This is a genomic window from Mesorhizobium newzealandense (assembly GCF_042682145.1).
Lineage (GTDB): Bacteria > Pseudomonadota > Alphaproteobacteria > Rhizobiales > Rhizobiaceae > Mesorhizobium > Mesorhizobium newzealandense.
Genome location: NZ_JBHUGZ010000014.1, coordinates 396,177 through 421,198 on the forward strand (window position 1 = coordinate 396,177; position 25,022 = coordinate 421,198).

Consider the following 25,022-nt stretch of genomic DNA (forward strand, 5'->3'; position numbering starts at 1 on the left):
AAGGGGTGCATCGCGACGACCCCGTGAGGCGTCAGCCCAACGTTCGCGTCCAAGCTTCTCTTTCCAGGAGGTGGACGCCATGCCGTCAACAACCGTTATAACCGTATCGCAACTATCCCGCCTGATCGGTCTGCCAGGCGCGCCTGTCATCATCGATGTCCGTATCGATGAAGATTTCGACGCCGATCCGCGCCTGCTGCCGGCCTCAAGCCGGCGCGATTTCAAAACCGTCTCGACCTGGGCACCGGCCTTCGCCGGCCAATCGGTGGCGGTCGTTTGCCAGAAGGGGCTGAAACTCTCGCAAGGTGTCGCCGCATGGCTGCGCCATGAGGGCATTTCCGCCGAAAACCTCGACGGCGGGTTCGAAGCCTGGCGCGATGCAAAGGGACTTCTGGTCCGCACCGACACCTTGCCGCCGCGCGACGAAAAGGGCCGCACCGTGTGGGTGACACGAGCCCGCCCGAAGGTCGATCGCATCGCTTGCCCCTGGCTGATCCGGCGTTTCGTCGATCCCCATGCGATCTTTCTTTTTGTCGAGGCGGCCGAAGTGCCTGCCGTCGCCGATCGCTTCCAGGCCGTGCCTTTCGACATCGACAATGTGTTCTGGAGCCATCGCGGCGAACGCTGCACCTTCGACACGATGATCGAGGAGTTCGGGCTGGAATCCGAGGCGCTCGATCACCTTGCCCTGATCGTGCGTGCGGCCGACACCGCAAGCCTCGACCTTGTTCCCCAGGCTGCCGGCTTTCTGGCGGCTTCGCTCGGTCTGTCGCGTATGTTTCGCGACGATCTGGAACAACTGGAAGCAGGCATGCTGCTCTACGATGCGTTCTTTCGCTGGTGTCGCGACGCCACCGAAGAAACGCACAACTGGCCCGGTGCAGGCGCGGGTAAACCGTCATGAGCGCGCTTGTCTCGCAAGATGCGGTGGTCCCGGTGCCGGCCGCACCCACCTTCACCGAAGCCGTGAAGGTCTGGGCAAAGATCGGGCTGCTCAGCTTCGGCGGGCCGGCCGGGCAGATCGCCTTGATGCACAAGGAACTGGTCGAGGAGCGGCGATGGATCGGTGAGCAGCGTTTCCTACACGCGCTGAACTACTGCATGCTGCTGCCTGGCCCGGAAGCCCAGCAACTCGCCATCTATATCGGTTGGCTGCTGCACAGGACGATCGGTGGCCTCGTCGCCGGCATCCTGTTCGTCGCGCCGGGGGCGCTCGTCATGCTCGTCCTGAGCAGCCTCTACGTGCTCTATGGCGACACGCCGCTCGTCGAGGCGCTGTTCTTCGGGGTGAAGGCGGCGGTGCTTGCCATTGTCGTCGAGGCGGTGATCCGGATCGGACGGCGTGCCCTGAAGAACCGGGTCATGGTGTCGATCGCGGTCTCGGCTTTCATCGCCATCTATGCGTTGAATGTGCCGTTCCCGCTCATCGTCCTGCTCGCGGGCCTCACGGGATGGCTGGGGGACCGCATTGCTCCGGCCCTGTTTTCCGGCTCGGCGCATGGCAAGGGCGATAGTGCCGATATCAAGGGAGCGGTCGACCTGATGTTCGAGCGCGGCGAACTGGGCCACCTCAACCCGACGAAATGGCATGCGCCACGCACGGTTGCGATCTGGCTGCCGATCTGGCTCGGGCCTGTTCTGCTGATCTGGTGGCTTACCGGCACCGCAAGCGTCTGGACCGAGATAGGCCGGTTCTTCAGTCTCATGGCGGTCGTCACCTTCGGCGGCGCCTACGCGGTGCTTGCCTATGTCGCCCAGGCAGCCGTCCAGTCCTTTGGCTGGCTCGCCCCCGGTGAAATGGTTGACGGTCTTGGGCTTGCCGAAACGACGCCAGGTCCGCTCATCCTGGTGCTGCAGTTCGTTGGCTTCATCGCCGCGTTCCGCCACTCCGGGTCGCTGGACCCGTTGCTTGCCGGATCGCTGGGGGCGTTGCTGACCTTGTGGGTTACGTTCACGCCCTGCTTCTTCTGGATATTCCTCGGCGCCCCCTACATCGAGGCCCTGCGCGGCAACAAGGCATTGTCGGCAGCACTCGGCGCGATCACCGCCGCTGTTGTCGGGGTGATCATGAATCTGGCTCTCTGGTTTGCTTTGCATGTCATTTTCCGTGAGGTGCACGCGATGGGCCTCGGCATGAATGTGCCAGTGTTTTCGTCGATCGACTGGCGCGCCGCACTGCTTTCCTGTGCCACCATGATCGCCATCCTGAAGCTGAAGATCGGCATGCTACCAACGCTTGCCGGGTCTGCTCTTGCCGGCGTCCTGCTGCTGGCGGTGAGTGGCTGACAGGAACAACGACAAAGACTCATAGCGCGTCGCGTGATCCGTCTTTACGCGACGCGCTTTGGAAGACGCTGTCTTTGAATTCCGCTTGCGAACCACCTAAGTGGTTGGAAACGGATTGGAACATCATGGCGGGACGACGCTCTTCCCTCGGCTTCCTCGGAATGTTCGGCCGTTCGGGCGACTTGCGACAGCTCGATGCGGCATTGCGTGGCGCCGACCTTCATCCAGCCCTCGTGCCGGAGGGCGTAAAACTCACCATCGTCAATCTGATGAAGGATCGCTGGCCGGACGAGCCGCCCAGCCAAGCCTATCCAGACGTGGCGCGGCTGTTCAGCTATTGCATCGCCGGACCGGAAGCCTTCGAGCGGTCCAACGGTCCTCAGAACAGGCTGGATGCAGAGCGCCGGATCGAGGCCGCCCTTGAAACTGGCGACAGCTTCGATGCGCAAATCGTGCTGATGGCGCTGCACGCCAAGCTGATCAGTGCCGAAGTCGTCGAGCGCTATGGGCTCCACGCGGATTGATTGTTTTGCGAGGGTCTACCCGCCCATGCTGCCGCGTGGCAGCTTGATCATCTCGCCAAAGAGGGCGCGCAGTCTGTCGTCGATCAGCTTGGGCACATGGCGCGGAAAGCGCTCGGCAAGCACGCGTTTCTTCTCGATGATAGCCCGCTGCAGGATGTCGGGCCGGCCCTTCTCGTTCCATTCCTTGGGCGAAAAGCGGTCGCCGACGGCCGGATAGAAATACTCGGTCTGCATCAGCCGCAGCGTCTGCTCGTTGCCGAGATAGTGGCCCGGACCCTTCAGGCAGACATCGGCGATGGTGTCGATCGACAGCGCCTCGTCCGTCACCTCGATGCCGCGCACGCAGCGCAGGCAATGGCCGAGCATGTCGTTGTCGATGATCAGGCTTTCCAGGCAGAAGCCGAGCAGCGAGGCATGCATGCCGGCCGACTCATAGACCAGGTTGAGCCCGGCGAGGCCGGCCATCACATCGGTGATGCCTTTTTCATAGCCGGACTGGATATCGGGCAGCTTCGAATCCGTCATGCCGGCGGCCGAGCCACCCGGCAGGTCGTAGAATTGCGCCATCTGCGCGCAGGCCGCCGTCAGCACAGCCTGCTCGGCCGAACCGCCCGACATGGCGCCGGTCCTGAGATCCGAAACGAACGGCCAGGTGCCGAAGATCGCCGGATGCCCCGGCTTGATGGCGTTGACATAGACGAGACCGACCAGCACCTCGGCCACTGCTTGCACCACGGCACCTGCAATCGCCGCCGGTGCCGTGGCACCCGCCTGGCCGGCCGACAACAAGAGGATCGGGATGCCGCCTTCGACGCAGGCTTCGAGCACGCCGCAGGCGTCCTCGGCGAACTTCATCGGCGGCACGACGAAACAGTTGGAGTTCGAGACGAACGGCCGGGCGCGGAAATTCTCCTCGCCGCCGGCAATGGCATAGAGCATTTCGAGCGCCGGCTGCACGTTCTCGCGCACCGTGAACGAGGTGCCGACATGCTTGGACGTGCCCATCACGCAGGCATAGAGCGTGTTGAAATCCATATCGAGCGGATCGGGAATGTCGCGCGGCACCATCGGCCGCTGGAAGAAATGGATGTTGTCGAGCCCCTCGACGAGGCGGGCGGCGTCATAAATGTCCTGCAGCAGCGACTCGCGATATTCGCGCTTTTCGACATCGACCAGATGCACGGCGGCACCCGCCGTGCCGTAGTGCACGCGCTTGCCCTTGATCAGCATGTCGTGCTTGGGGTCCTGGCCGTGCAGCGTGAAGTGCCGCGCCGCTTTCTTGATCGTGTCGAGCACGACCGCGCGGGGGAAGCGGATGCGGCCATCGTCGCCATAGTTGGCGCCGGCCTTGGTCAGAGCTTCGATGCAGGAGGGAATGGCATTGGCGAAGCCAACCGTTTCCAGGAGCGTCAGCACCGCTTCGTGGATGCGCTCCTGGTCGTTCTCGGTCAGCGGTCCATAGCTGCCGCCTTCGAGACCGGCGCGCACCGGCTTGATGTCGTCGGCCAACGGTGCGGCCCGCATGGCGCGGCGCGCTTCGCGCCCGCCGGAGCGGCGCGAACGCTGATCCGCCGCCGCTTCCTGCTTTTCAAGAACTGACATGGAGACACTCCACCTTTCCGAGAAGCAGGGCGGCGGTTGGTCCACCATCGGCTGCTTCTTCCCCTTTGTGCCCCGACTATGCCGCCGGCATTGGCACAGCCTATGAGCCAGACGGTCCGGTCGCATATGCCAGAGCGAATGGAGCCGGAGCCACGCTGCGTGGCTCCGGCCTGGGGGATCGGGTGATGGATCAGGCGGCGGCCGGCCTGCGGCCGGCGGCGGTGGCCAGTTCGCGGATGCCTGGCTCGATGTGCTGCAGCGCGATCGAGGAAATGCCCAGCCGCATGAAACGCGAAGGCTTTTCGGTGCGATCGAAGAAACGGTCTCCCGGCTCGATGATGACGCTGCGCGAGGCGGCGGCCTCGGCCAGTCCGCGTGCATCGGTGCCGCGCGGCCCTTCGAGCCACAGCGACGTACCGCCGGCCGAATCGGTCGAACGCCATTCCGGTAGGAAAGCGGAAATCGCATGGACCAGACGCTTGCGCCGTTCGTCGAAGGCGCTCGACAGCCGCCGCACCAGTGCCTCGTGATGGCCGAGCGACAGGAACAGCGCGACGGCGCGCTGGTTGTTGGCCGGCGGATGACGCAGCATGAAGCGGCGCAGCGCCCTGAGTTCCGAGATCAGTCCGGCCGAAGCGACGATGTAGCCGAGCCGCAGGCCTGGAGCCAGCGTCTTCGACATCGAGCCGACATAGACGACACGGCCAGAGCGGTCGAGGCTCTTCAGCGCCTGCTGCGGCGCCTCGTCGAGAAGCTGGCTGTCATAGCCGTCCTCGATGATGATCTGGTTGTAGCGGTTGGCCCGCGCCAGGAGATCCTGCCGCCGTTCCGCCGACAGCGGCACCATGGTCGGGCAATGATGGCTGGGCGTGACGAAGACGAACCCGGAATCATTGGGAATAGAAGCGGTTACGATGCCGGACTGGTCGACCGGCACCGGCTGTATGTCGGCGCCCGCAAGGCGGAAGATCGAGCGTGCGTCGGGGTAGCCGGGGTCCTCCATCGCCACCTTGGAGCCCTTGCTCATCAGCAGCGTCGCCAGCATGTAGAGCGCGTTCTGGGCGCCCAGCGTGACGATGATCTCGTCGGGATTGGCGAAGATGCCGCGCCGCGGCAACAGCCGCGCCTGGATCTGCTCGATCAGCAGCGGATCGTCGCGATCGACCATGTCGGACGCCCAGTTGCGGATTTCGAGCACGGCAAGCGCCATGCGGTTGCACTCGCGCCACTCGGCGGTCGGGAACAGCGCCGGATCGAACTGGCCGTAGACGAAGGGGTAGGACGACTTGATCCAGTTCTCGTGCTTGGCCGGCGGCGGCATGTCGCTGGCGGCGATCTTGCGGCGTGCCTTCCAGTCGATCTCGTTGGCCTGGTCGGGCGCCTTCTGGTGCGGCTTGGCCGGTGTCGCCAGCACGTCGGGATTGACGAAATGGCCACGCCGCTCGCGTGCCACCAGGAATCCCTGGTCGACGAGCTGCTGGAAGGCCAGCACGACGGTTCCGCGCGCCACGCCGAGTTTTTCGGCCAGGATCCGGCACGAGGGAAGCGGCATCGAAGCGGCGATCTGGCGGTCGAGAATGGCGGCCACGATGGCTTGGCGGATCTGCGCCTGCAGGGTCTGGCCGGATTCAGCCGAAATCCGGAACAGGCCGGACCATATAGCCGTGTCGTTTCGCTGTGGCATGGGAGATGTTCCTCGATGGCCAGCTTTTTTCGCTTGGCTGGACCAGTCGAATGTAACGGTGGCACAAGGGGTTGCGCCAATCAATTTTTCTGATCGTTGGGATTTATGCCAGTGATCCTTCGGCCGAAATCGGGCGTTGCGCCATCGCTGCATGACACATTGTGTAACCACCTCGTGACGCACCTACGTCATCGCAGCGTGACGGTCCGTCATCGACGCGTGACGATTCGCGTCACCGCCCCGTATTGACCGCACGGAATTCGGCTCACTAGTTTTGGCGCGACGACACGCGCCGGAAACATCCGGTCTGATATGGTGCGTCGAAAACGTCAGGAGTCGCCCGCCAGTGGATCAGTCAGCATTCCAGAAACAGCTTGCCGCCTTGCGCGTTCATCGCGCAGCGGCCCCAGCCAGCATGCGCCAGGCCTTCGCCGCCGATCCGCAGCGGTTCGAGAAATTCTCCGCCACCGACGGTGACCTTCTGCTCGACTGGTCGAAATGCGCGGTCGATGCGGTCACCATGGAATTGCTGGAGAAGCTGGCCGAGGCGGCCGATCTCGAAGGCCGCCGGGCGGCGATGTTCGCCGGCAAGAAGATCAACCTAACCGAAGACCGTGCCGTGCTTCACACGGCGCTGCGCAACCTGACCGGCGACGGCGTCACGGTCGACGGCCAGGACGTCAAGGCGGACGTCATTGCCGTGCTCGACGCGATGGGCGCCTTTGCCGATGCCGTGCGTTCCGGCAAGGCGGCCGGCGCCACCGGCAAGAAGATCACCGACATCGTCAACATCGGCATCGGCGGTTCCGATCTCGGCCCGGCCATGGCGACGCTGGCGCTGGCGCCCTATCATGACGGGCCGCGCGCCCATTACGTCTCCAACATCGACGGCGCCCATATCCACGACACGCTGAAAGGGCTCTCGGCCGAAACCACGCTTTTCATCATCGCCTCCAAGACCTTCACCACCGTCGAGACGATGACCAATGCCGAGACGGCGCGCAAATGGGTGCAGGAAGCACTCGGCAAGGAAGCGGTCGGCAAGCATTTTGCCGCTGTTTCGACCGCGCTCGACCTGGTGGCGAAGTTCGGCATCGAATCGGATCGCGTCTTCGGCTTCTGGGACTGGGTCGGCGGCCGCTATTCGCTCTGGGGTGCGATCGGCCTGCCGGTGATGATCGCGGTCGGCCCGCGGAATTTTCGCGCCTTCCTCGATGGCGCGCACGAGATGGACGAGCATTTCCGCACCGCACCGGTGCAGGAGAACCTGCCGGCCCTATTGGGGCTGGTCGGCTGGTGGCATCGCGTGATCTGCGAATATCCGGCGCGCGCCGTCATCCCTTACGATCAGCGTCTGTCCAGGCTGCCGGCCTATCTGCAGCAACTCGACATGGAATCGAACGGCAAGAGCGTTACCCTCGAAGGCACGGCGGTGACAACGCCGACCGGTCCGCTGGTCTGGGGCGAGCCCGGCACCAACGGCCAGCATGCCTTCTTCCAGCTGCTGCACCAGGGCACCGATTTCATCCCGGTCGAATTCCTTGCCGCGGCCGTCGGCCACGAGCCGGAGCTCAAGCATCAGCATGATCTGCTGCTCGCCAACTGCCTGGCCCAGTCGGAAGCATTGATGAAGGGCCGCACGCTGGAGGAAGCACGCGCCCAGATGCTGGCCAAGGGCATGAAGCCGGCCGAGGTCGACAAGATCGCGCCGCACCGCGTCTTCTCCGGCAACCGGCCCTCGGTGACCATCCTCTACCGCAAACTCGACCCGCGCACCTTCGGCCGGCTGATCGCGCTCTACGAGCACCGCGTCTTCGTCGAGGGAACGCTGTTCAACATCAACTCCTTCGACCAGTGGGGCGTCGAGCTCGGCAAGGAACTGGCCACCGGCCTTTTGCCTGTCGTGGAAGGCAAGGAAAGTGCCGCGAAGCGGGATGCCTCGACCGCTGGCCTGGTGGGATACATCCACCATTTGCGTGGATCGGAGTGAAGAGCTTGGCAGACATCAAGGGAATACTGTTCGACAAGGACGGGACGCTTGTCGACTTCAACGCGACATGGCTTGGCATTGCCGACTTCATGGCCATGGATGCGGCCGACGGCGATCGCTGGAAAGCCGACAGGCTGCTGGCCGCTGCCGGTTTCGATTTCGCCAACAGACGCTTCAAGCCCGATTCGATCTTTGCCTCGGGCACCAACATGGATGTCGTCGAGCTGTGGTTTCCGCGCCTGTCCGACGAGGACCAGATGCTTGCCGTCGCCCGCTTCAACGAGATCACCTCGGTGCAGGGCTCGACAATGGCGGTGGCGCTCCCGGGCGTCGTCGAGACGCTCACTGCCCTGCACAGGAAATCCTACCGGCTTGGCGTCGCCACCAACGATTCGACCAGCGGTGCCGAAAAGACGTTGGTGACGCTCGGCGTCGCGCAGCTGTTCGACGCCGCCTATGGCTATGACGCGGTCGCCAATCCGAAGCCGGCGCCCGACACCATCCTGGCCTTCAGCGACCTCACCGGGTTGAAGCCGTCGGAGATCGCCATGGTCGGCGACAACCGCCATGATCTCGAAATGGCGCGGGCCGGTGGCTGCGGGCTGGCGGTCGGTGTGCTCTCGGGGACCGGAACCCGCGAATCGCTGGCCGGGATCGCCGACGTCATCCTGGAGTCCGTTGCCGATCTGCCGGACTTCCTTTCGGCACGGGTCAAGGAAACGATCTGATCTGGCTGACCAGAAGTATGATCCCTAAAAGTGGGTACCGGTTTTCGGATCAGATCATGCTCGAACAATCAGAGGCGCCCTCTCAGCCCTCGAAACGAAAGACACCGCTCAGCTTCAGCGCGCTGTCTTTCGTCTGGCCGAAATCCGGCACCTTGTATTCGGCCAGCAGATGCAGGCGCTGGCGTGGCAGATAGGCGCGGCCGGGATCACCGACCAGCACCTCCATGCCGGCGCCAAGACAGCGCTCGAGAAAAGGCATGACGCGGTCGGCGACATCCTGTCCATAAAAGACGTCGCCGACGGTCACGACATCGACCGCGGGCGGCGGCCCGCCGGTAATGTCCCGCGCCATCACCGTCATCGCGACGCCGTTCGCCGCCGCGTTGAGAGCGAGAGCGGCAACGCCGTTGCGGTCGATCTCGGCGGCGATCACCGCGCTCGCCCCAGCCTTGGCCGCGGCAATGACGACAAGGCCGGAGCCGGCGCCAAGGTCGAGCACGCGGCGACCGGCCACGGTTTGCGGATGGTCGAGTATATGGCGCGCAAGCACCGCGCCGCCGGCCCACACATAGGCCCAGTAAGGCGGCTGCGGCTCAGGCCCATCGTCGTCCGCCTCGGCCGTGTCGTCATAGGCGTCGGAGCTTTGCTGCGGATCGGTGAGCCGCCTCAGGCCGCTCGCCGGATGGGGCGTATAGAGCCGGATCTCGGGAAGCGACGGCACCGGGGCGACCCGCATGTTCGCCCGGATGAACTCTGTCGGGTCAGGACGGCAAGGTGCGTCCACGGCCTCCAGGCCGTCGGCTGCCGTCATTCGCGCAGCGCTCTTCGCAGGATCTTGCCGACTGGCGTCTTCGGCAGTTCGGTCCGGAATTCGATATATTTGGGCCGCTTGTAGCCGGTCAGGTTCTCGCGGCAATAGGCGATGAGCGCCTCGGCGGTCAGCGCCGGATCCTTCTTGACCACGAACAGTTTCGGCACCTCGCCCGAATGTTCGTCCGGCACGCCGATCGCCGCCACTTCGAGCACGCCCGGATGCATCGCCACCACTTCCTCGAGCTCGTTCGGATAGACGTTGAAGCCCGAGACCAGGATCATGTCCTTCTTGCGGTCGACGATCTTGGTGTAGCCAAGTTCGTCCATGAAGCCCATGTCGCCGGATTTGAAGTAGCCGTCCTTGGTCATTACCTTGGCGGTCTCATCCGGCCGGTTCCAGTAGCCCGCCATCACCTGCGGCCCCCGGATGCAGATTTCGCCGACTTCGCCGAGCGGCAGATTGTTGCCGTCGTCATCGCGGATGGCGATCTCGGTCGAGGGCAGCGGCAGACCGATCGTGCCTGTGAAGCCGCCGGCGGTGAACTTGTTGGCGGTGGCCACCGGCGAGGTTTCCGACAGCCCGTAGCCCTCGGTCACCGGACAGCCGGTCAGCGCCTTCCAGCGTTCGGCGACGCCCTTCTGCACCGCCATGCCGCCGCCCAGCGTCAGCACCAGCGGCTTGAAGTCGAGCTTGCGGAAATCCTCATTGTTGAGCAATGCGTTGAACAGCGTGTTCAAGCCCGGGAAGATGTGGACCGGATATTTCTGCAGTTCCTTGACGAAGCCGGGAATGTCGCGCGGGTTGGGAATGAGCACATTGCGCGCACCTTGCTGCATGCCCATCAGCGCGTTCACCGTCAGCGCGAAGATATGATAGAGCGGCAGGGCGCAGATAAAGTTCGGATGCGCCGGTTTCGGCTTGATAGTATAGGCGTCTTCCATCCACTGCGCGTTCTGCACGACATTGGCCAGCACGTTGCTGTGCAGCAGCGTTGCGCCCTTCGAGACGCCCGTGGTGCCGCCCGTATATTGCAGGAAGGCGACATCGTTGGCCGCCACCTTGGCTGGCTTGAAGTCCACGCCGGCGCCGGCCTTCATGGCCGTGTTGAACTTGACATGGCCGGGCAGCGACCATGCCGGCACCATCTTCTTCACCCGGCGCACGACGAAATTGACGATCGTGCCCTTCAGGCCGCCGAGCATGTCGCCCATCGCGGCGACCACCACATGCTTGACCGCCGTTCTGGAGATGACCGCTTGCAAGGTGTTGGCGAAGTTCTCCAGGATGACGATGGCTTGTGCGCCGGAATCCTTGAGCTGGTGCTCCAGTTCGCGCGGCGTGTAGAGCGGATTGATGTTCACCACCACATAGCCGGCACGGAGCACGGCCATCATCGCCACCGGATATTGCAGCACGTTGGGCATCATCAGGGCGACGCGCGCGCCCTTTTGCAGTCCCTTCGATTGCAGATAAGCGCCGAAGGCCGCCGACAGCCGTTCGACATCGGCATAGCTGATAGACTTGTCCATGCAGGTGAAGGCGGGCTGGGCGGAAAACTGCTTGCAGGCAGCGACCAGGAAATCGCCGATCGAGCTGTAGGGCAAGGCGCCGATTTCAGCTGGTACGTTTTTCGGATAGCTCTTGAGCCATGGCTTTTCCGGCAGGCCGGCTGCAAGCGCCGTCAACGCTTTCGGCAATCGCGAGGCTGCGGCCGGCTTCGCTGCCGGTGCGACCTTCGCCGCTGCAGCCGTCGCCACCGGCTTGGCGGCGGCGGGCTTTGCCGCGGACGTCGTCTTGCCGGCAACAGGTTTGGCCGGGGCTTTGACCGCCGGCTTTGTGCTTGCCTTCACGGCTACGGTGGCCGCCTTCGGCTTGGCCGCGGCGGCCTTGGCAACGCGCGCTTTCGGCTTGACCGCGGCGGCGGCTGCCTTGGGAGCCGCCTTGGCTCCCGCTTTCACCGGCGCCGTCGTCTTTGATGCTTTTGCCACCCGTTCCTCCCTCGACAGTTCTTGTTCGTCCGTGCCGCGCTCGCCTCCGAATTGATAGAGACGCCCTCCGCTGCTGCCAGGATATCATCTATGTATTGCCTCTATCGGCGGCGGTGCAAGCCTTGCCCTTGCGGCAAGGCGGCGAAAGATTTGCCGTCGAAAATCTTTCCTGCCGCCGACATTGCGAGCCGGTATCCTGCCGCACCTTTGGGGGGCGAAGGCCGGCGCGGCATCGATATCGCCAGATTGGCGATCAATAAAAAAATGCGGTCGTTAACAATCTCGTGAATGGAAAAACTGCTAATTTTTTCTGCCATTTAGCAAAATCGCGGATTTTTTCCCTGCTTCCCGCGGGGTAAGCAAACGGGGTGTTCCAAAGCCGGGAAAACGGTGCTTATATGCGCCCTTCGCGAGCCTGATAGAGGGGCTTGGCAGAACATCAGGGAGTGCTCAATGAAAAAGAAACTGACTTTTGCAGCCGCGTTGCTGGCTGCAAGCGTCCTCGGCGGCGTGGCCAATGCCAAGACGCTGGTCTATTGCTCGGAGGCCTCGCCGGCCAACTTCGACCCGGGTACCACGACAGGCGGCAATGATTTCGACGCTTCGTCGCGCACCGTCTATTCGCGCCTGGTCGAGTTCAAGCATGGCGGCACCGAGATCGTGCCCGGCCTCGCCGACAAATGGGAGATTTCGGACGACGGCCTGGTCTATACTTTCCACCTGCATCCGGGCGTGAAGTTCCAGACCACGGATTTCTTCAAGCCGACGCGTGACCTCAATGCCGATGACGTCGTCTTTTCCTTCGATCGTCAGTTCAACAAGGAAAATCCCTGGAACGGCGAAAAGTATCTGCCGAACCTGACCTGGGACTACTACACCGGCATGGACATGCCGAAATTCGTCGCCAAGTGGGAAAAGGTCGATGACCTGACCGTGAAGCTGACGCTGACCGAGCCGAACGCGCCGATGCTGGCCAATCTCGGCATGGACTTCGCCTCGATCGTGTCGAAGGAATATGCCGATCACTTGGAGAAGGAAGGCAAGATGGCCGACTTCTCGACCAAGCCGGTCGGCACCGGTCCGTTCCAGTTCGTCGACTACCAGCTGGATGCGGTCATCCGTTATGCGGCCAACCCGGACTACTTCAAGGGTAAGGAGAAGATCGACGATCTCGTCTTCGCCATCACCCCTGACGCGACCGCACGCGTCCAGAAGGTGCTCGCCGGCGAATGCGACATCGCGCCCTATCCGAATCCTGCCGACATCGGCACGATCAAGGCCAACGCCGACGTGACCCTGATGGATCAGGCCGGCCTCAACATCGGCTATATGAGCTACAACACCACCATCCCGCCGCTCGACAAGCCTGAGGTGCGCCATGCGCTCAACCAGGCGATCGACCGGGAGTCGCTGATCAAGTCGCTGTTCCAGGATGCGGGCGCCACGCCGGCCGTAAACCTCATCCCGCCGACGATGTGGTCGTGGGACAAGGACGTGAAGTCCGACGCCTATGATCCGGAAGCGGCCAAGAAGGTGCTGGCCGATGCCGGCCTCACGGAAATCCAGCTTTGGGCTTCCGATCGCGTTCGTCCTTACAACCCGAACTTCCAGCGTGCCGCCGAACTGATCCAGGCAGACTGGGCCAAGGTCGGCGTCAAGGCGGAGATCGTCAGCTACGAGTGGACGAAGTACCGCGAGGAAGGCAAGAAGAAGGAACGCCCCGGCGCCTTCCAGATCGGCTGGACCGGTGACAATGGCGATCCGGACAACTTCTTCGCCACCCTGTTCGCCTGCTCGGCCGTCGGCGTGTCGAACTACTCCAGCTGGTGCGACAAGGACTTCGAAGACCTGATCCAGAAGGCCAAGAAGACCAGCGACCAGGCTGAGCGCACCAAGCTTTACGAAGAGGCTCAGGTTGTCTTCCAGAAGCAGGCTCCGGCCTTCCTCATGGCACACAGCCAGGTCTATGCAGTCGTGCGCAAGAATGTCAGCGGCTTCATGATGGACCCGCTCGGCATTCACCGCTTCGACGGCGTCGACAAGGCCGAATAGAACTGTTAGGCGGGCGGCGCGCAATCAAGCGCCGCCCCCTTTTCAAGATGCTCCGATATCTCCTCAACAAAATCGTATTGGTGCTCCCGACGTTGATCGGCATCACCATCTGTGCCTTCGCTTTCGTCAGGCTGCTGCCCGGCGACCCCATCCTTGCCATGGCCGGCGAGCATGGCGTGACGCCCGCGCGCTATGAAGAACTGAAGGAACAGTTCGGCTACAATCTGCCGATCTGGCAGCAATATGCGCATTATGTCCGCGATGCCGCGACCGGCAATTTCGGCGTCTCGATCTCATCCAAGCGTCCGGTCATCGAAGATTTCATGACGCTCTTCCCGGCAACCATCGAGCTCTCCTTCTTCGCCTTGATCTTCGCCATGGTGCTGGGCATCCCGGCCGGCATCGTCGCCGCGGTCAAGCGCGGCTCGTGGTTCGACCAGGGGCTAATGGGCACCGCCCTTGTCGGCTATTCCATGCCGATCTTCTGGTGGGGCCTGCTGCTGATCATCTTTTTCTCCGGCTATCTCGGCTGGACCCCGGTTTCAGGCCGTATCGGCCTTCAGTTTTTCTTCAAGCCGATCACCGGCTTCATGACCGTCGACACCCTTGTCTACGGCAAGTGGGATGCTTTCCGCTCGGCATTGAGCCATCTGGTGTTGCCGGCGATCGTGCTCGGCACCATTCCGCTGGCGGTGATCGCTCGCCAGACGCGCTCGGCCATGCTCGAGGTGCTGGGCGAGGACTATGTGCGGACCGCCCGCGCCAAGGGGCTGTCGTCGACCCGCGTCATCGGCGTGCACGCGCTGCGCAATGCGCTCATCCCGGTGGTCACCACCATCGGCCTGCAGGTCGGCGCGCTGCTCGCCGGCGCCATCCTCACCGAAACCATCTTCGCCTGGCCGGGCATCGGCAAGTGGATGGTCGATTCCATCTTCAAGCGCGACTATGTCGTCGTGCAGTCAGGCTTGCTGTTGATCGCCCTTATCGTCATGGCCGTGAACCTGATCGTCGACGTGCTTTATGCCGTCATCAACCCGCGCATACGGGCGTCGTGATGAGCCAGTCGACCGAAATCGCCCCGATGGCCGCTGGCAACCCTGACCGCCTGACCGGCTTCAGGACCTTCTGGCACTATTTCTCGGTCAACCGCGGCGCCGTCATCGGCCTGTTCGTCTTCATCCTGCTGGTGCTGGCCGCACTGTTTGCGCCACTGCTGGCGCCCTATGCGCCCGACATCCAGGACAAGACCGCTTTCCTGCGGCCTCCGGCCTGGCAGGCAGGCGGCAGCGCCGAATATCTGCTTGGCACCGATGCCGTCGGCCGCGACATGCTCTCGCGCCTGCTCTACGGCGCGCGCTTCTCGCTGCTCATCGGCGCCGTCGTGGTCACGCTGGCACTTACTGGCGGCATCACGCTCGGCCTGCTGGCCGGCTATTTCCGCGGCTGGGTCGATGTGGCCATCATGCGCATCATGGACTTGATCCTGTCCTTCCCGTCGCTGCTGCTGGCGCTCGTTCTGGTCACTATCCTCGGCCCCGGCCTGTTCAACGCCATGCTGGCGATCGCACTTGTCCTGCAGCCGCATTTTGCGCGCCTGGTGCGCGCCGCGGTGATGGCCGAAAAGAACCGCGAATATGTGGTCGCCGCCAAGGTAGCCGGCGCCGGCCATATCCGGCTGATGCTGCGCACCATCCTGCCCAACTGCCTGGCGCCGCTGATCGTCCAGGGCACGCTGTCGTTCTCAAATGCCATCCTCGAGGCGGCGGCTCTCGGCTTCCTCGGCCTAGGCGCCCAGCCGCCGACGCCGGAATGGGGCACCATGCTCGCCTCGGCGCGTGAATTCATCCTGCGCGCCTGGTGGGTGGTGACCTTCCCCGGCCTGGCCATCCTCATCACCGTGCTTGCCATCAATCTGATTGGCGACGGCCTGCGCGATGCGCTCGATCCGAAGCTCAGGAGGTCGTGATGGCGCTGCTCGACATCCAGAACCTTGTCGTCGAATTCCAGACCGCGTCGGGTCCGTTCCGCGCGGTCGACGGCGTCTCGCTCCGTGTGAACGAACGTGAAGTGCTGGCCATCGTCGGCGAATCCGGCTCCGGCAAGTCGGTGTCGATGCTGGCCGTGATGGGCCTCTTGCCGTGGACGGCGACGGTCACCGCCGACAAGATGAACTTCAATGGCCGCGACCTCCTGAAGATGAGTTCGGCCGAGCGCCGCAAGATCGTCGGCAAGGACATGTCGATGATCTTCCAGGAGCCGATGGCCAGTCTCAATCCCTGCTTCACCGTCGGCTTCCAGATCGAGGAAGTGCTGCGCTTCCATATGGGCATGGACAAAGCCCAGCGTCGCGAGCGCGCCATCGAGCTCTTGACGCAGGTCGGCATTGCCGAGCCGGCGGAACGGCTGAACTCGTTCCCGCACCAGATGTCGGGCGGCCAGTGCCAGCGCGTGATGATCGCCATTGCCATCGCCTGCAATCCGAAGCTGCTGATCGCCGACGAGCCGACCACGGCGCTCGACGTCACCATCCAGAAGCAGATCCTCGACCTGCTCGTGTCGCTGCAGGTCAAATACGGCATGGGGCTGATCATGATCACCCACAATATGGGCGTCGTGGCCGAGACCGCCGACCGTGTCATCGTTCAGTACAAGGGCCGCAAGATGGAAGAGGCCGACGTGCTGTCGCTGTTTGAATCGCCGCAGAGCAACTACACGCGCGCGCTGCTGTCGGCCCTGCCGGACAACGCCGTCGGCGACCGTCTGCCGACCGTCTCCGACATGCTGTTCGAACCGGCCGCGGGGGTCTCCTGATGAGCATCAAGGTCGTCGAAGGCAAGAACATCGTGCGCGACTATCACATCGGCGGCGGCCTGTTTCGCGGGCAGCGCACCGTGCATGCGGTCAAAGGCGTTTCCTTCAGTGTCGACAAGGGCAAGACGTTGGCCATCGTCGGCGAAAGCGGCTGCGGCAAGTCCACGCTCGCCCGCATCATCACGCTGATCGATCCGGCTACGGCGGGCGAACTTTTCATCGATGGCAACAAGGTCGACATTGCCAGGCAAGGTCTGACCAAGGAGATGCGCCGCAAGGTGCAGATCGTCTTCCAGAACCCCTATGGTTCGCTCAATCCGCGCCAGAAGATCGGCGACGTGCTCGGCGAGCCGCTGCTCATCAACACCGACAAGCCGGCCGACGAACGGCGCGACCTCGCCATGAAGATGCTGAAGAAGGTCGGCCTCGGCACGGAGCACTACAACCGCTACCCGCACATGTTCTCGGGCGGCCAGCGTCAGCGCATCGCCATTGCCCGCGCGCTGATGCTCAATCCGAGCCTTCTGGTGCTGGACGAACCGGTCTCGGCACTCGACCTGTCGGTGCAGGCGCAGGTGCTCAACCTGCTCGCCGACCTGCAGGATGAGTTCCAGCTGACCTATGTCTTCATCAGCCACGACCTGTCCGTCGTGCGCTATATCGCCGACGATGTGATGGTGATGTATTTCGGCGAAGCGGTCGAATACGGGTCGCGCGAGGAGGTCTTCGCCGATCCCAAGCACAGCTACACCCGGACGCTTTTCGCGGCGACGCCGCGTGCCGACGTCGCTTCGATCAAGGCGAGACTGGCAAAGAAGAAAGCAGCCTGACACCGCGGCGTCAGGCTGGAGCAAATCAGCACGCTCAAGACAGCTTGGCGATGGTGGCGCGCAGCGCCTCGCCGAAACGGTGGATCTCCTCGACCGTGTTGTAGTGGACCAGCGAGGCGCGGATGGCGCCGCTGTCCATCGAGAGGTTGAGCCGCTTCATCAGCCGCGGCGCGTACATGTGGCCATCGCGGATGCCGATCTGCATGTCGGCCATTTCCTCGACGATCCTTTGCGGCGACAGCTTGCCGATGTTGAAGCAGAAGGTCGGCACGCGTTCGGTGATGCGGGCCTCGTCGGCAACGCCGTAGATCGTCGCGCCGCAATCCTTGAGCACGGCGAGCATCTCACGCGCCAGCACCAGCTCATAGTCGCGGATGGCGCCCATGCCGGCGACGATGTTGTCGCGCCGCGAGCGGTTGTTGGATGGCGCAAGATTGCGGCCGATCAGTTCCAGATACTGCACGGCCGCATCCATACCCGAGACGTTTTCGTAGATGAAGGTGCCGGCCTCGACCTTGTAGGGCGGCTCGTCGGGGATGAAGTCCTCGCGGAAGGTCGGCAGGCGCTTCAGCGTTTCGAAGCGCCCCCACAGAAAGCCCATATGCGGCGAGAAATTCTTGTAGCCGGAGCAGACCAGATAATCGCAGTCCCAGGCCTGCACGTCGATCAGCCCGTGTGGTCCGTAATGCACGCAGTCGAGGAACACCTCCGCGCCGGCGGCGTGCGCGATCCTGGCCACCGATGCAACGTCGACGATCGAGCCGATCGAATGCGCGGTGACCGTGCAGGCGACGAGACGGGTGCGGTCCGAAACCAGTGGGCGCAAATCGTCGACATGCAGATTGCCGTCCTCGCGCATGCGCCACCATTTGAACTTGGCGCCGGCCTGCTCCAGCGCCAGCCAGGTGGCGATGTTGGCGTCGTGGTCCATGTCGGTGATGACGATCTCATCGCGCTCCTGTAGCATCTGACCGATGCCGAGGCTGACCAGGCGGATGAACGAGGTGGCGTTCATGCCGAAGCAGATTTCCGCCGGGCTATGGGCGTTGATCAGCAGCGCCACGCTTTCGCGGGCATCGGCGACCGACTGGTCGACGGTGACACTGCGGCCATAGCGGCCGCCGCGCTGGACATTGTGTGAAACCAGATGGTTGGTCACCGCGTCGAGAACGCTCTGCGGGATCTGTGCGCCGGCGGCGTTGTCCATGAAGATGAAATCGCCGGCCCGCTGCAGGGCCGGAAACATGGCGCGGATGGTGTCGACGGGGAACGCGTTGACGTTCGTATTGTCGGTGTGATGCTTGTTCAAGGTCGGCTCCTGCGAAGGGCTTGGCGGGTGGATCGGTTGGCGCAGTCAGCGCGTCTTTTCGGTCTTGAAGCGTTCTTCGAGCAGGCTGACGAGGCGGACCATCGGCCAGAGGAAGATCAGATAGACGAGCGCGGCGCCGATCAGCGGCGAGGGGTTGGCGTAGAGCGACTGCGCGTTGGTCGCTTCCTTGAGCAACTCCGGCAACGCCACGGTGGAGGCGAGCGAGGTGTCCTTGAACATCGAGACGCAGTTGCTGGTCATCGGCGGGATGACCACGCGGATGGCTTGCGGCAGCACCACCTTGCGCAAGGTCAGCAGGAACGGCAGGCCAAGCGCCTGCGACGCCTCGAACTGGCCGCGCGGAATGCTCTCTATGCCGGAGCGGAACACCTCGGCCGAGTAGGCAGACATGACGAAGGCGAAGGCAGTCACCGCGGAGGCCCAGGACGACAGGCGTATGCCGAGGAACGGCAGCGCGTAGTAGATCAGGATCAGCACGACCAGCACCGGCAGCGCGCGGAAGATGTCGGTGTAGCCGACCGCAAGCCACCGCAGCGGCTTGGGCGCATACAGCCGCACCAGGCTGATCCCCAGGCCGATGGGGATGCCGATGCCGATGCTCAAGATGCCGAGCAGCAGCGTGTTCAGGAAGCCGCGCAGCAGCGCCGGCAGGCTGGACATGATGACATCGGGGTTGAAGAAGGTGTCCAGCAGCGACATGGGAGCGTTCCCGAACCGTTTTGCGTCCCTTGACGCGAGAGCAAGACCCGAACCCCGAAATCGGTTCTGCCGCATCGACTGCGGTTCCGGGAAAGGATCATGAATGAAAACGAGACGTGCCGGCCTTTCGAGCCGGCACGCCTGTGTTCTGTCAGGCGCCGCTCAGGCCTTCGGCAGCGGCATTTCCTTGACGGTCGAAGAATCGGCCGGTGCGTCGCTGCCAAACCACTTCTTGTGGATCGCAGCCAGCGTGCCGTCCTTCTTCATCGCGGTCAGCGCGTCGTTCAGCTTGCCGAGCAGCGGGTGGTCCTTGGTCATCATCAGGCCGTACTGTTCACCGGTCTTGATGCGCTCCTTGACGGTCAGGTCCTTCATCTTGGTGAAGGAATACTGCATGCCCGGAATGTCGCTGACGGCCGCATCGACGCGGCCGGCGCTGAGGTCGAGCAGCAGGTTCTGCTGCGTGTCATAGCCCTTCACGTCGCTGAAGCCGTCGGCTTCCTGATGCGCCTTGACCCAGGTTTCGCCGGTCGAGCCGGACAGCACGCCAACGATCTTGCCCTTGAGGTCGGCTTCGGCCTTGATCGGGCTGTCGGTCTTGGTGGCGATGCCCATGTCGGAATCATAATAGGGCTGCGTGAACGACTGCGACTTCAGCCGCTCGGCCGTGATGGTGATCGAGGAGATGGCGACGTCGATGCGCTTCGAGGTTGTGGCGGCGAACAGCGCCTGGAAACCGAGGTCGGCGATGTCGGTGGTCATGCCGATGCGCTTGGCGGCTTCGTTGACGATGTCGACTTCAAAACCCTCGAAGGTACCGCTCTCGTTCTTGTACTCGAAGGGCGGATTGGTCGGATAGGCGCCGACATTCAGCACATCGGCGGCATAGGCGGTGGCGGGGCCGGCGGCGATGCCGATAGCGGCGGCGAGAAGAAGCAGGTTGCGACGCGTGAAGCTCATCTGTGTTCCCTCTGTTGTTGATCGGGCGGGTTGGTCCCGCACGGTTTTTTTGCCGCCCCACCTCCGGCAGGGCGTCAATTCATGGCCGCGACCATGCGGTCGAGCGCGGTCGCTATCTCTTTGCGTTCTCGGCACACGCACATCCGCAGGAAGGCCGTTGCCGAACTGCCGAACAGATGGCCGGGCGCCAGCCCGACGCGCGCCGTCTCCAGAATTCTGGCGCAGGCGCGACGTGCGTCGCTCTCACCCTCCATGGCAAAGAAGGCATACATGCCGCCGCGCGGTTTCGCAGGCAGTATGATGCCCGGAATCTGCGCCAGCCGGTCATAGGCGAGGTCGAGGCCGGTTCTGATCCGTTGCCTGATCTCCTCGACCAGCGGCTCGCCCTGGCGGATCGCCGCGACGGCACCCGCCTGGATAGGGGCTGCGGTGCCGCTGTTGACATATTGCGTCATGGCGCCGAGCTGGTCGGCCACTCCCGAAGGATGCGTCAGCCAGCCGATACGCCAGCCGGTCATCGCCCAGGCCTTGGAGAAGCTGTTGACTGAAAGCACCCGGTCGCCATCCTCGGCGATCTGCAGGATCGAGGGAGCAACATCGCCATCGAAATAGAGCCGGCCGTAGACCTCGTCGGAGATGATCCAGATGCCGGTGCGCCGGCTGAAGTCGAGCAGCGCGCGCATCTCCTCGGCTGATGCGGTCCAGCCGGTCGGGTTGGACGGCGTCGACAGGAAGATCGCCCGCGTGCGGGCGTCGCATGTGGCGAACAGCCGGTCGAGGTCGAGCTGCCAGTCGCCCCTGTAGTCGAGCGAAAACGGCCGTGGCTCGCCGCCGATCAGGTGGATGGCGTTGTGGATGTTGGGCCATTGCGGCGCGACATAGACGACGTTGGTGCCGGTATCGACCAGCAGTTCCAGCGCCAGATACAGCGCCTGCATGCCGCCCGGCGTGACCGTGGTGCGCGCGACCGGGATCGGCCGGCCATGGATGCGCGTCTGGTACTCCGACAGCGCTTCATTCAACGGCCCGTGGCCGCGCATGTTGGGAACGTAGAACGTCAGGCCTTCGTCGAAGGCCGCCTTGGCGGCATCGCGGATGAAAGCGGGCGTCACCATGTCACCTTCGCCGTACCAGAGCGCGATGACGTCGCCGAGTTCGCGCGCCCGCACGGCAAGGTTGGCGATGTTCTCGGTGTGTAGGTCACGAATTTGGGGCGCGCACGCCATCGAAAGCATAGCGCGCACTGGACGATGACTGGGGCAGCATGAACGACAAGGACTGAAACCCCTCCCACCGGAGCACCACGATGGACTGCCGGCAAGCCCGTCCGGCACCGCCGTCGCCATCGATTTTGGAATGCTTATCCAAAGTGCGGCGCTTTTCAAGGTGAAAGTTTTAAGCTTAAAAAGTTTGGTCGGCCTGTTGCCCTGTCGATACGCCTTTTCGCGCTAGCTGCGCCCGTCTCGCACCAGTTCGGCACGCGCAGCGGAGGTGCTGGCGGCAGCGCCCGCCCCGAGAAACATCGTGTCACTGGCCAGCACGAAGAAGCTGGCCCCGATGGCTGCCCACTTGGCCGCGTCCTGCGGCTTTGCGCAGAAGATGCCTGACGCCCTGCCGTGAGCAACCGTCACGCCGATGATCCTGCGGATCGCCTCGGTGAGCTTGTCGGCACCTTTCGGTCCGATCGCATCGATCGACACCGAAAGATCGCCGGGACCAACGAAGATCACGTCGACACCGTCGACGGCGGCGATCGCCTCGATGTTGGCCAACCCTTCTGATGTCTCGACCTGGACCGCGACGACGATCCTGTCATTGGCGCCGGCAAGATATTCGGGAATGCGATAGCCATAGCCGGCGGCACGGCCGGGTCCGACGCCACGCTCGCCCTGCGGCGGATAGCGCGAGGCTTTGACGACCAAGGCAGCCTGGGCGGCGGTCGAGACGCGTGGGACGAGTACGCCTTGCGCGCCGCTGTCCAGCGCCGCCTGGATGGCTTCCGGTGCATGGCCGGGAACGCGCACCATCGCCGGCAGGCGATGCACGTCGGCCGCGCGCACCATGGTCTCGATCATGTCGCGCGAGATTTGGGCATGCTCCCAGTCGATGCAGAGGAAATCGAGGCCGGACTGCGCCATCACCTCGACCGCGACGGGATGGGGAATGGCCACAAAGGAACCGACGAGGTTCGCCTTGCCGATGCATTTCTGGCGGAACTCGCTCATGCCCATCCCCTTTCTCGCGCAGCCGGAATCCATATCCGCAAACGGCGGTCGCGCGAAGCTATTTCAGGCTTGAAATATTTTCGCGCGGGCCTAGCGTGTGCTCTCCCGCCGCGAGTTCCAGACATGATCAAAGCGCATCCCCTGCACGGCCCGAACAAACTGAAACTCGGCGTCTTTTCGACCAATGCCGATGGCGGGCTTGCCATCACCGATGTGCCGGAACGCTGGACGGCGAGTTGGCAGGACAATCTGACGGCGGCGCAGATCGCCGACCGCGCCGGGCTGGAATTCATGCTGCCGATCGCCCGCTGGCGCGGCTTCGGCGGCCGCAACAAGGTGCGCGAGTGGTCGTTCGAGACCTTCACCTGGGCGGCGGCGCTTGCCACGGCCACCGAGCAGATCGGCCTGTTCATGACCGTGCACGTGCCGCTGGTGCATCCGCTCTACGCCGCCAAGGCGCTGGCGACGGTCGACCATATCAGCCAGGGCCGCGCCGGCCTCAACATCGTCTGCGGCTGGAACCCGAAGGAATTCGGCATGTTCGGCACGCCGCTGGTCGAGAAGGGCTACGACCAGGCGGCCGAATGGATCGAAATCCTCGAAAGGCTTTACGCGTCGGCCGAGCCTCTCGACTATGAAGGCAGCTACTACACCCTCGAGGAGGCGGTGAGCCGGCCGGCCAGTCTGCAAGTTCCGCGCCCGGTGACGATGAACGCCGCTTTCGGCGGGCCCGGCCGCGATTTCGCCGCCGCCAGATGCGACTACCTGTTCACGACTTTTTCCGAGATGAGCGATGCCGGCAAGCACGTCGCCGACATACGCGAGCGCGCCGACAAGGTGGGCCGCGATGTCGGCGTCTACACGGTGGCACATGTCGTGTGCCGCCCGACGATGGAAGAAGCGCGGGCCCTACTACACGCGCTATGCCGTTGATATGGCCGACCATGACGCGGTCGATGCCCATATGGCCGGCAAGAAGGAATTCTCGCAATCGCACGACCCACACGCCTATGACCGCTACCGCAGCGTTTCGCCGGCGGCGCCGGCACCTATCCGCTGATCGGCACGCCGGAAACGATTGCCGCCGACATGATCGCCATTGCCGAGCAGGGCTATCAAGGATCGCGCTGTCCTTCGTCAACTACACACAGGAGCTGCCCCTATTTCTGCGATCACGTATTGCCCATTCTGAGGAAGGCTGGGCTTCGCGAATAATTTATTCCGGAATAACCAATTGGTTATTCCGGAATGACCGCCGTGGCCTGGATCTCCACCTTGGCCCGGTCCTCGACCAGCGCCATCACTTGCATGGCGGCCATCGCCGGAAAATGCCGGCCGATGACCTCACGATAGGCCTCGCCGATACCCCTGAGGTTGGCGAGGTATTCGGCCTTGTCGGTGAAATACCAGGTCATCGAGGTGATGTGCTGCGGACCGGCGCCGGCCTCGGCCAGCACCGCCACGATGTTCAGAAGTGTCTGCCGCACCTGGCCGACAAAGTCGTCGGTTTCGAACTGGCACTGCCCGTTCCAGCCGACCTGTCCGCCGACGAAGATGAGGCTATGCACCGCGCGCCGCACGACGCCATTGGCGTAGCCGTACCGGTTCGCCAGCCTCCGGCTGCAGGGATCTCGTGCATTCAGATCTAGGAGGGAAACCTCCCGGTAGTGCAAACCCAAGTCTCAGACTCGCATGCCACGTCAATTTCCGTGCGTCGGCAGCGCCCATCACTTGCGCGCAATCACCTACTTTCTGCGACGTCAGAGGCACCCCTCGTGGATGCGTCAGGTCGCGCAGCGTGATCTCGCTCACGATAAAGGCTTTCGACGATGTGATCCTTCGTCGCGAACGCACCGATCGCCGCCATGCCGTTGTACGCGCCTTGTCGATCACCTCTTGCGCACTTGTCGGTCGCACGAACAGCTTGGCCATCGCCGCTTCGCGGGTGTGACGCTGCCGCGGCGCCATGTCCTTGGTCCAGGCGGCGCGATAGAGACCAGCAGCGCTGCCGGCATCGTACATCGAGCGCCATGTCGTGCGATATGACCCTGCACACATCTGCGAGTTCGGCGCTCGGCGCGCGCACGAAGAACAGTCTTGCGCTCGCGGCACACCACGCTGACTGCTTTCATCTGAGCGCGCGGCGGCAAGCCGAGCTGCAGTGCCGCACCAACGACCAGTCGACGAGCGTGGACACGTCACGGAGCACCGACATGGCGATGCGGATAGCACCGCTCGCCCGGTCTGCGTGTTATTTTTGTTTTTCCAGCGTCGCCTGCGGCGGGGAGACGAGCTTGTGTCGCACAATGACGAGCGTGCCAGCGGCTACTGCGAGCTGCGATCACTGTCGAGGCGTCTCGGCGATGCCATAGCCTTGGCGTCGCCGGCGACGCGGAATAAAGCAGAAAGCCCTTGGCGCCGGTGCCGATCGCCGGTAGCGGGCAAGACGACTATATGAGATCTGGCGATGCCGCCAGTAGGAGATCCAGCGTCTTCTCG

At 63.5% G+C, this 25,022-nt stretch carries 23 protein-coding genes; 12 read left to right on the top strand and 11 right to left on the bottom strand.

Features of this window, described 5'->3' with window-relative positions; all coding sequences use genetic code 11:
• Positions 1-79 precede the first annotated feature (79 nt).
• From ACFSOZ_RS22480 to ACFSOZ_RS22490, 3 genes are all read left to right on the top strand, one after another.
• Positions 80-904: a chromate resistance protein ChrB domain-containing protein gene (locus tag ACFSOZ_RS22480; protein WP_379101629.1), complete on the top strand. Its 825-nt coding sequence runs from the start codon at positions 80-82 to the stop codon at positions 902-904.
• Positions 901-2,286, top strand: a complete 1,386-nt coding sequence (gene chrA, locus ACFSOZ_RS22485; protein ID WP_379101631.1) for a chromate efflux transporter — start codon at positions 901-903, stop codon at positions 2,284-2,286. The genes ACFSOZ_RS22480 and chrA overlap by 4 nt, the downstream gene beginning before the upstream one ends.
• Before the next feature lie 125 nt (positions 2,287-2,411).
• On the top strand, positions 2,412-2,810 hold the full coding sequence (locus tag ACFSOZ_RS22490; RefSeq protein ID WP_379101633.1) for a hypothetical protein: 399 nt from the start codon (positions 2,412-2,414) through the stop codon (positions 2,808-2,810).
• Between the two features lie 15 nt (positions 2,811-2,825).
• Here the strand turns inward: ACFSOZ_RS22490 and ACFSOZ_RS22495 are convergent, their stop codons facing one another.
• Positions 2,826-4,412 carry a trimethylamine methyltransferase family protein gene (locus ACFSOZ_RS22495; protein WP_379101635.1) on the bottom strand — a complete coding sequence of 529 codons (1,587 nt, stop codon included), beginning with the start codon at positions 4,410-4,412 and terminating at the stop codon, positions 2,826-2,828.
• A gap of 190 nt (positions 4,413-4,602) precedes the next feature.
• A complete protein-coding gene (gene pdxR / locus ACFSOZ_RS22500) occupies positions 4,603-6,096 on the bottom strand; it encodes a MocR-like pyridoxine biosynthesis transcription factor PdxR (RefSeq protein ID WP_184877324.1) in 1,494 nt (497 codons plus the stop codon).
• A gap of 346 nt (positions 6,097-6,442) precedes the next feature.
• On the opposite strand from pdxR, the gene pgi reads away from it, so the two are divergent.
• Positions 6,443-8,086: a glucose-6-phosphate isomerase gene (gene pgi, locus ACFSOZ_RS22505; RefSeq protein WP_379101637.1), complete on the top strand. Its 1,644-nt coding sequence runs from the start codon at positions 6,443-6,445 to the stop codon at positions 8,084-8,086.
• A 5-nt stretch (positions 8,087-8,091) separates the two neighbouring features.
• Positions 8,092-8,814 carry an HAD family hydrolase gene (locus tag ACFSOZ_RS22510; protein WP_379101639.1) on the top strand — a complete coding sequence of 241 codons (723 nt, stop codon included), beginning with the start codon at positions 8,092-8,094 and terminating at the stop codon, positions 8,812-8,814.
• A gap of 82 nt (positions 8,815-8,896) precedes the next feature.
• Here the strand turns inward: ACFSOZ_RS22510 and ACFSOZ_RS22515 are convergent, their stop codons facing one another.
• The 3 genes from ACFSOZ_RS22515 to ACFSOZ_RS22525 all read right to left on the bottom strand — a co-directional run bounded on the left by ACFSOZ_RS22515 (position 8,897) and on the right by ACFSOZ_RS22525 (position 11,933).
• Positions 8,897-9,625 (bottom strand): class I SAM-dependent methyltransferase, encoded by a 729-nt coding sequence (locus ACFSOZ_RS22515; RefSeq protein WP_379101641.1) that lies wholly within the window; start codon positions 9,623-9,625, stop codon positions 8,897-8,899.
• A complete protein-coding gene (locus tag ACFSOZ_RS22520; RefSeq protein WP_379101643.1) occupies positions 9,622-11,616 on the bottom strand; it encodes a long-chain fatty acid--CoA ligase in 1,995 nt (664 codons plus the stop codon). Before ACFSOZ_RS22520 ends, ACFSOZ_RS22515 begins: the two co-directional genes overlap by 4 nt.
• Before the next feature lie 101 nt (positions 11,617-11,717).
• Positions 11,718-11,933 carry a hypothetical protein gene (locus tag ACFSOZ_RS22525; protein WP_379101645.1) on the bottom strand — a complete coding sequence of 72 codons (216 nt, stop codon included), beginning with the start codon at positions 11,931-11,933 and terminating at the stop codon, positions 11,718-11,720.
• A gap of 136 nt (positions 11,934-12,069) precedes the next feature.
• On the opposite strand from ACFSOZ_RS22525, the gene ACFSOZ_RS22530 reads away from it, so the two are divergent.
• The 5 genes from ACFSOZ_RS22530 to ACFSOZ_RS22550 are packed head-to-tail and all read left to right on the top strand — an operon-like array spanning position 12,070 to position 17,309.
• Positions 12,070-13,668 carry an ABC transporter substrate-binding protein gene (locus ACFSOZ_RS22530; protein WP_379101647.1) on the top strand — a complete coding sequence of 533 codons (1,599 nt, stop codon included), beginning with the start codon at positions 12,070-12,072 and terminating at the stop codon, positions 13,666-13,668.
• Between the two features lie 47 nt (positions 13,669-13,715).
• Complete coding sequence (locus ACFSOZ_RS22535) at positions 13,716-14,723, top strand: ABC transporter permease subunit (protein ID WP_379101648.1); 1,008 nt, start codon at positions 13,716-13,718, stop codon at positions 14,721-14,723.
• Between the two features lie 26 nt (positions 14,724-14,749).
• On the top strand, positions 14,750-15,634 hold the full coding sequence (locus ACFSOZ_RS22540; RefSeq protein WP_379101695.1) for an ABC transporter permease subunit: 885 nt from the start codon (positions 14,750-14,752) through the stop codon (positions 15,632-15,634).
• Positions 15,634-16,479 carry an ABC transporter ATP-binding protein gene (locus tag ACFSOZ_RS22545; RefSeq protein WP_379101649.1) on the top strand — a complete coding sequence of 282 codons (846 nt, stop codon included), beginning with the start codon at positions 15,634-15,636 and terminating at the stop codon, positions 16,477-16,479. The genes ACFSOZ_RS22540 and ACFSOZ_RS22545 overlap by 1 nt, the downstream gene beginning before the upstream one ends.
• A complete protein-coding gene (locus tag ACFSOZ_RS22550) occupies positions 16,479-17,309 on the top strand; it encodes a dipeptide ABC transporter ATP-binding protein (RefSeq protein ID WP_379101651.1) in 831 nt (276 codons plus the stop codon). Before ACFSOZ_RS22545 ends, ACFSOZ_RS22550 begins: the two co-directional genes overlap by 1 nt.
• 34 nt (positions 17,310-17,343) lie before the next feature.
• Here ACFSOZ_RS22550 and ACFSOZ_RS22555 read toward each other — a convergent pair whose 3' ends face one another.
• The 5 genes from ACFSOZ_RS22555 to ACFSOZ_RS22575 all read right to left on the bottom strand — a co-directional run bounded on the left by ACFSOZ_RS22555 (position 17,344) and on the right by ACFSOZ_RS22575 (position 22,523).
• On the bottom strand, positions 17,344-18,618 hold the full coding sequence (locus ACFSOZ_RS22555) for a cysteine desulfurase-like protein (RefSeq protein ID WP_379101653.1): 1,275 nt from the start codon (positions 18,616-18,618) through the stop codon (positions 17,344-17,346).
• 45 nt (positions 18,619-18,663) lie between these two features.
• Positions 18,664-19,338: an amino acid ABC transporter permease gene (locus ACFSOZ_RS22560; protein WP_379101655.1), complete on the bottom strand. Its 675-nt coding sequence runs from the start codon at positions 19,336-19,338 to the stop codon at positions 18,664-18,666.
• A 162-nt stretch (positions 19,339-19,500) separates the two neighbouring features.
• A complete protein-coding gene (locus ACFSOZ_RS22565) occupies positions 19,501-20,298 on the bottom strand; it encodes an ABC transporter substrate-binding protein (protein ID WP_379101657.1) in 798 nt (265 codons plus the stop codon).
• A 74-nt stretch (positions 20,299-20,372) separates the two neighbouring features.
• Positions 20,373-21,533: a pyridoxal phosphate-dependent aminotransferase gene (locus tag ACFSOZ_RS22570; protein ID WP_379101659.1), complete on the bottom strand. Its 1,161-nt coding sequence runs from the start codon at positions 21,531-21,533 to the stop codon at positions 20,373-20,375.
• Positions 21,534-21,746: 213 nt separating this feature from the next.
• Positions 21,747-22,523 carry an HpcH/HpaI aldolase family protein gene (locus tag ACFSOZ_RS22575; RefSeq protein WP_379101660.1) on the bottom strand — a complete coding sequence of 259 codons (777 nt, stop codon included), beginning with the start codon at positions 22,521-22,523 and terminating at the stop codon, positions 21,747-21,749.
• 123 nt (positions 22,524-22,646) lie between these two features.
• Here ACFSOZ_RS22575 and ACFSOZ_RS22580 point away from each other — a divergent pair, with 123 nt between their 5' ends.
• Together ACFSOZ_RS22580 and ACFSOZ_RS22585 are read left to right on the top strand one after the other, a co-directional pair.
• On the top strand, positions 22,647-23,456 hold the full coding sequence (locus ACFSOZ_RS22580) for an LLM class flavin-dependent oxidoreductase (RefSeq protein ID WP_379101662.1): 810 nt from the start codon (positions 22,647-22,649) through the stop codon (positions 23,454-23,456).
• A 1-nt stretch (position 23,457) separates the two neighbouring features.
• The gene (locus ACFSOZ_RS22585) at positions 23,458-23,583 is read left to right on the top strand and encodes a hypothetical protein (RefSeq protein ID WP_379101664.1); all 126 of its coding nucleotides are present in this window, start codon (positions 23,458-23,460) and stop codon (positions 23,581-23,583) included.
• 178 nt (positions 23,584-23,761) lie between these two features.
• On the opposite strand, the gene ACFSOZ_RS22590 is transcribed toward ACFSOZ_RS22585, so the two are convergent.
• On the bottom strand, positions 23,762-24,136 hold the full coding sequence (locus ACFSOZ_RS22590) for a RidA family protein (RefSeq protein WP_379101697.1): 375 nt from the start codon (positions 24,134-24,136) through the stop codon (positions 23,762-23,764).
• Between the last annotated feature and the right edge of the window lie 886 nt (positions 24,137-25,022).

Coding starts and splice junctions, on each gene's coding strand:
- ACFSOZ_RS22565 (WP_379101657.1), bottom strand. CDS start 20,298: ATGAGCTTCACGCGTCGCAACCTGCTTCTTCTCGCCGCCGCTATCGGC.
- ACFSOZ_RS22560 (WP_379101655.1), bottom strand. CDS start 19,338: ATGTCGCTGCTGGACACCTTCTTCAACCCCGATGTCATCATGTCCAGC.
- ACFSOZ_RS22580 (WP_379101662.1), top strand. CDS start 22,647: ATGATCAAAGCGCATCCCCTGCACGGCCCGAACAAACTGAAACTCGGC.
- ACFSOZ_RS22480 (WP_379101629.1), top strand. CDS start 80: ATGCCGTCAACAACCGTTATAACCGTATCGCAACTATCCCGCCTGATC.
- pdxR (WP_184877324.1), bottom strand. CDS start 6,096: ATGCCACAGCGAAACGACACGGCTATATGGTCCGGCCTGTTCCGGATT.
- ACFSOZ_RS22490 (WP_379101633.1), top strand. CDS start 2,412: ATGGCGGGACGACGCTCTTCCCTCGGCTTCCTCGGAATGTTCGGCCGT.
- ACFSOZ_RS22585 (WP_379101664.1), top strand. CDS start 23,458: ATGGCCGACCATGACGCGGTCGATGCCCATATGGCCGGCAAGAAGGAA.
- ACFSOZ_RS22575 (WP_379101660.1), bottom strand. CDS start 22,523: ATGAGCGAGTTCCGCCAGAAATGCATCGGCAAGGCGAACCTCGTCGGT.
- ACFSOZ_RS22535 (WP_379101648.1), top strand. CDS start 13,716: ATGCTCCGATATCTCCTCAACAAAATCGTATTGGTGCTCCCGACGTTG.
- ACFSOZ_RS22550 (WP_379101651.1), top strand. CDS start 16,479: ATGAGCATCAAGGTCGTCGAAGGCAAGAACATCGTGCGCGACTATCAC.
- ACFSOZ_RS22525 (WP_379101645.1), bottom strand. CDS start 11,933: ATGGCAGAAAAAATTAGCAGTTTTTCCATTCACGAGATTGTTAACGAC.
- ACFSOZ_RS22515 (WP_379101641.1), bottom strand. CDS start 9,625: ATGACGGCAGCCGACGGCCTGGAGGCCGTGGACGCACCTTGCCGTCCT.
- ACFSOZ_RS22540 (WP_379101695.1), top strand. CDS start 14,750: ATGGCCGCTGGCAACCCTGACCGCCTGACCGGCTTCAGGACCTTCTGG.
- ACFSOZ_RS22545 (WP_379101649.1), top strand. CDS start 15,634: ATGGCGCTGCTCGACATCCAGAACCTTGTCGTCGAATTCCAGACCGCG.
- ACFSOZ_RS22495 (WP_379101635.1), bottom strand. CDS start 4,412: ATGTCAGTTCTTGAAAAGCAGGAAGCGGCGGCGGATCAGCGTTCGCGC.
- ACFSOZ_RS22530 (WP_379101647.1), top strand. CDS start 12,070: ATGAAAAAGAAACTGACTTTTGCAGCCGCGTTGCTGGCTGCAAGCGTC.
- ACFSOZ_RS22570 (WP_379101659.1), bottom strand. CDS start 21,533: ATGCTTTCGATGGCGTGCGCGCCCCAAATTCGTGACCTACACACCGAG.
- chrA (WP_379101631.1), top strand. CDS start 901: ATGAGCGCGCTTGTCTCGCAAGATGCGGTGGTCCCGGTGCCGGCCGCA.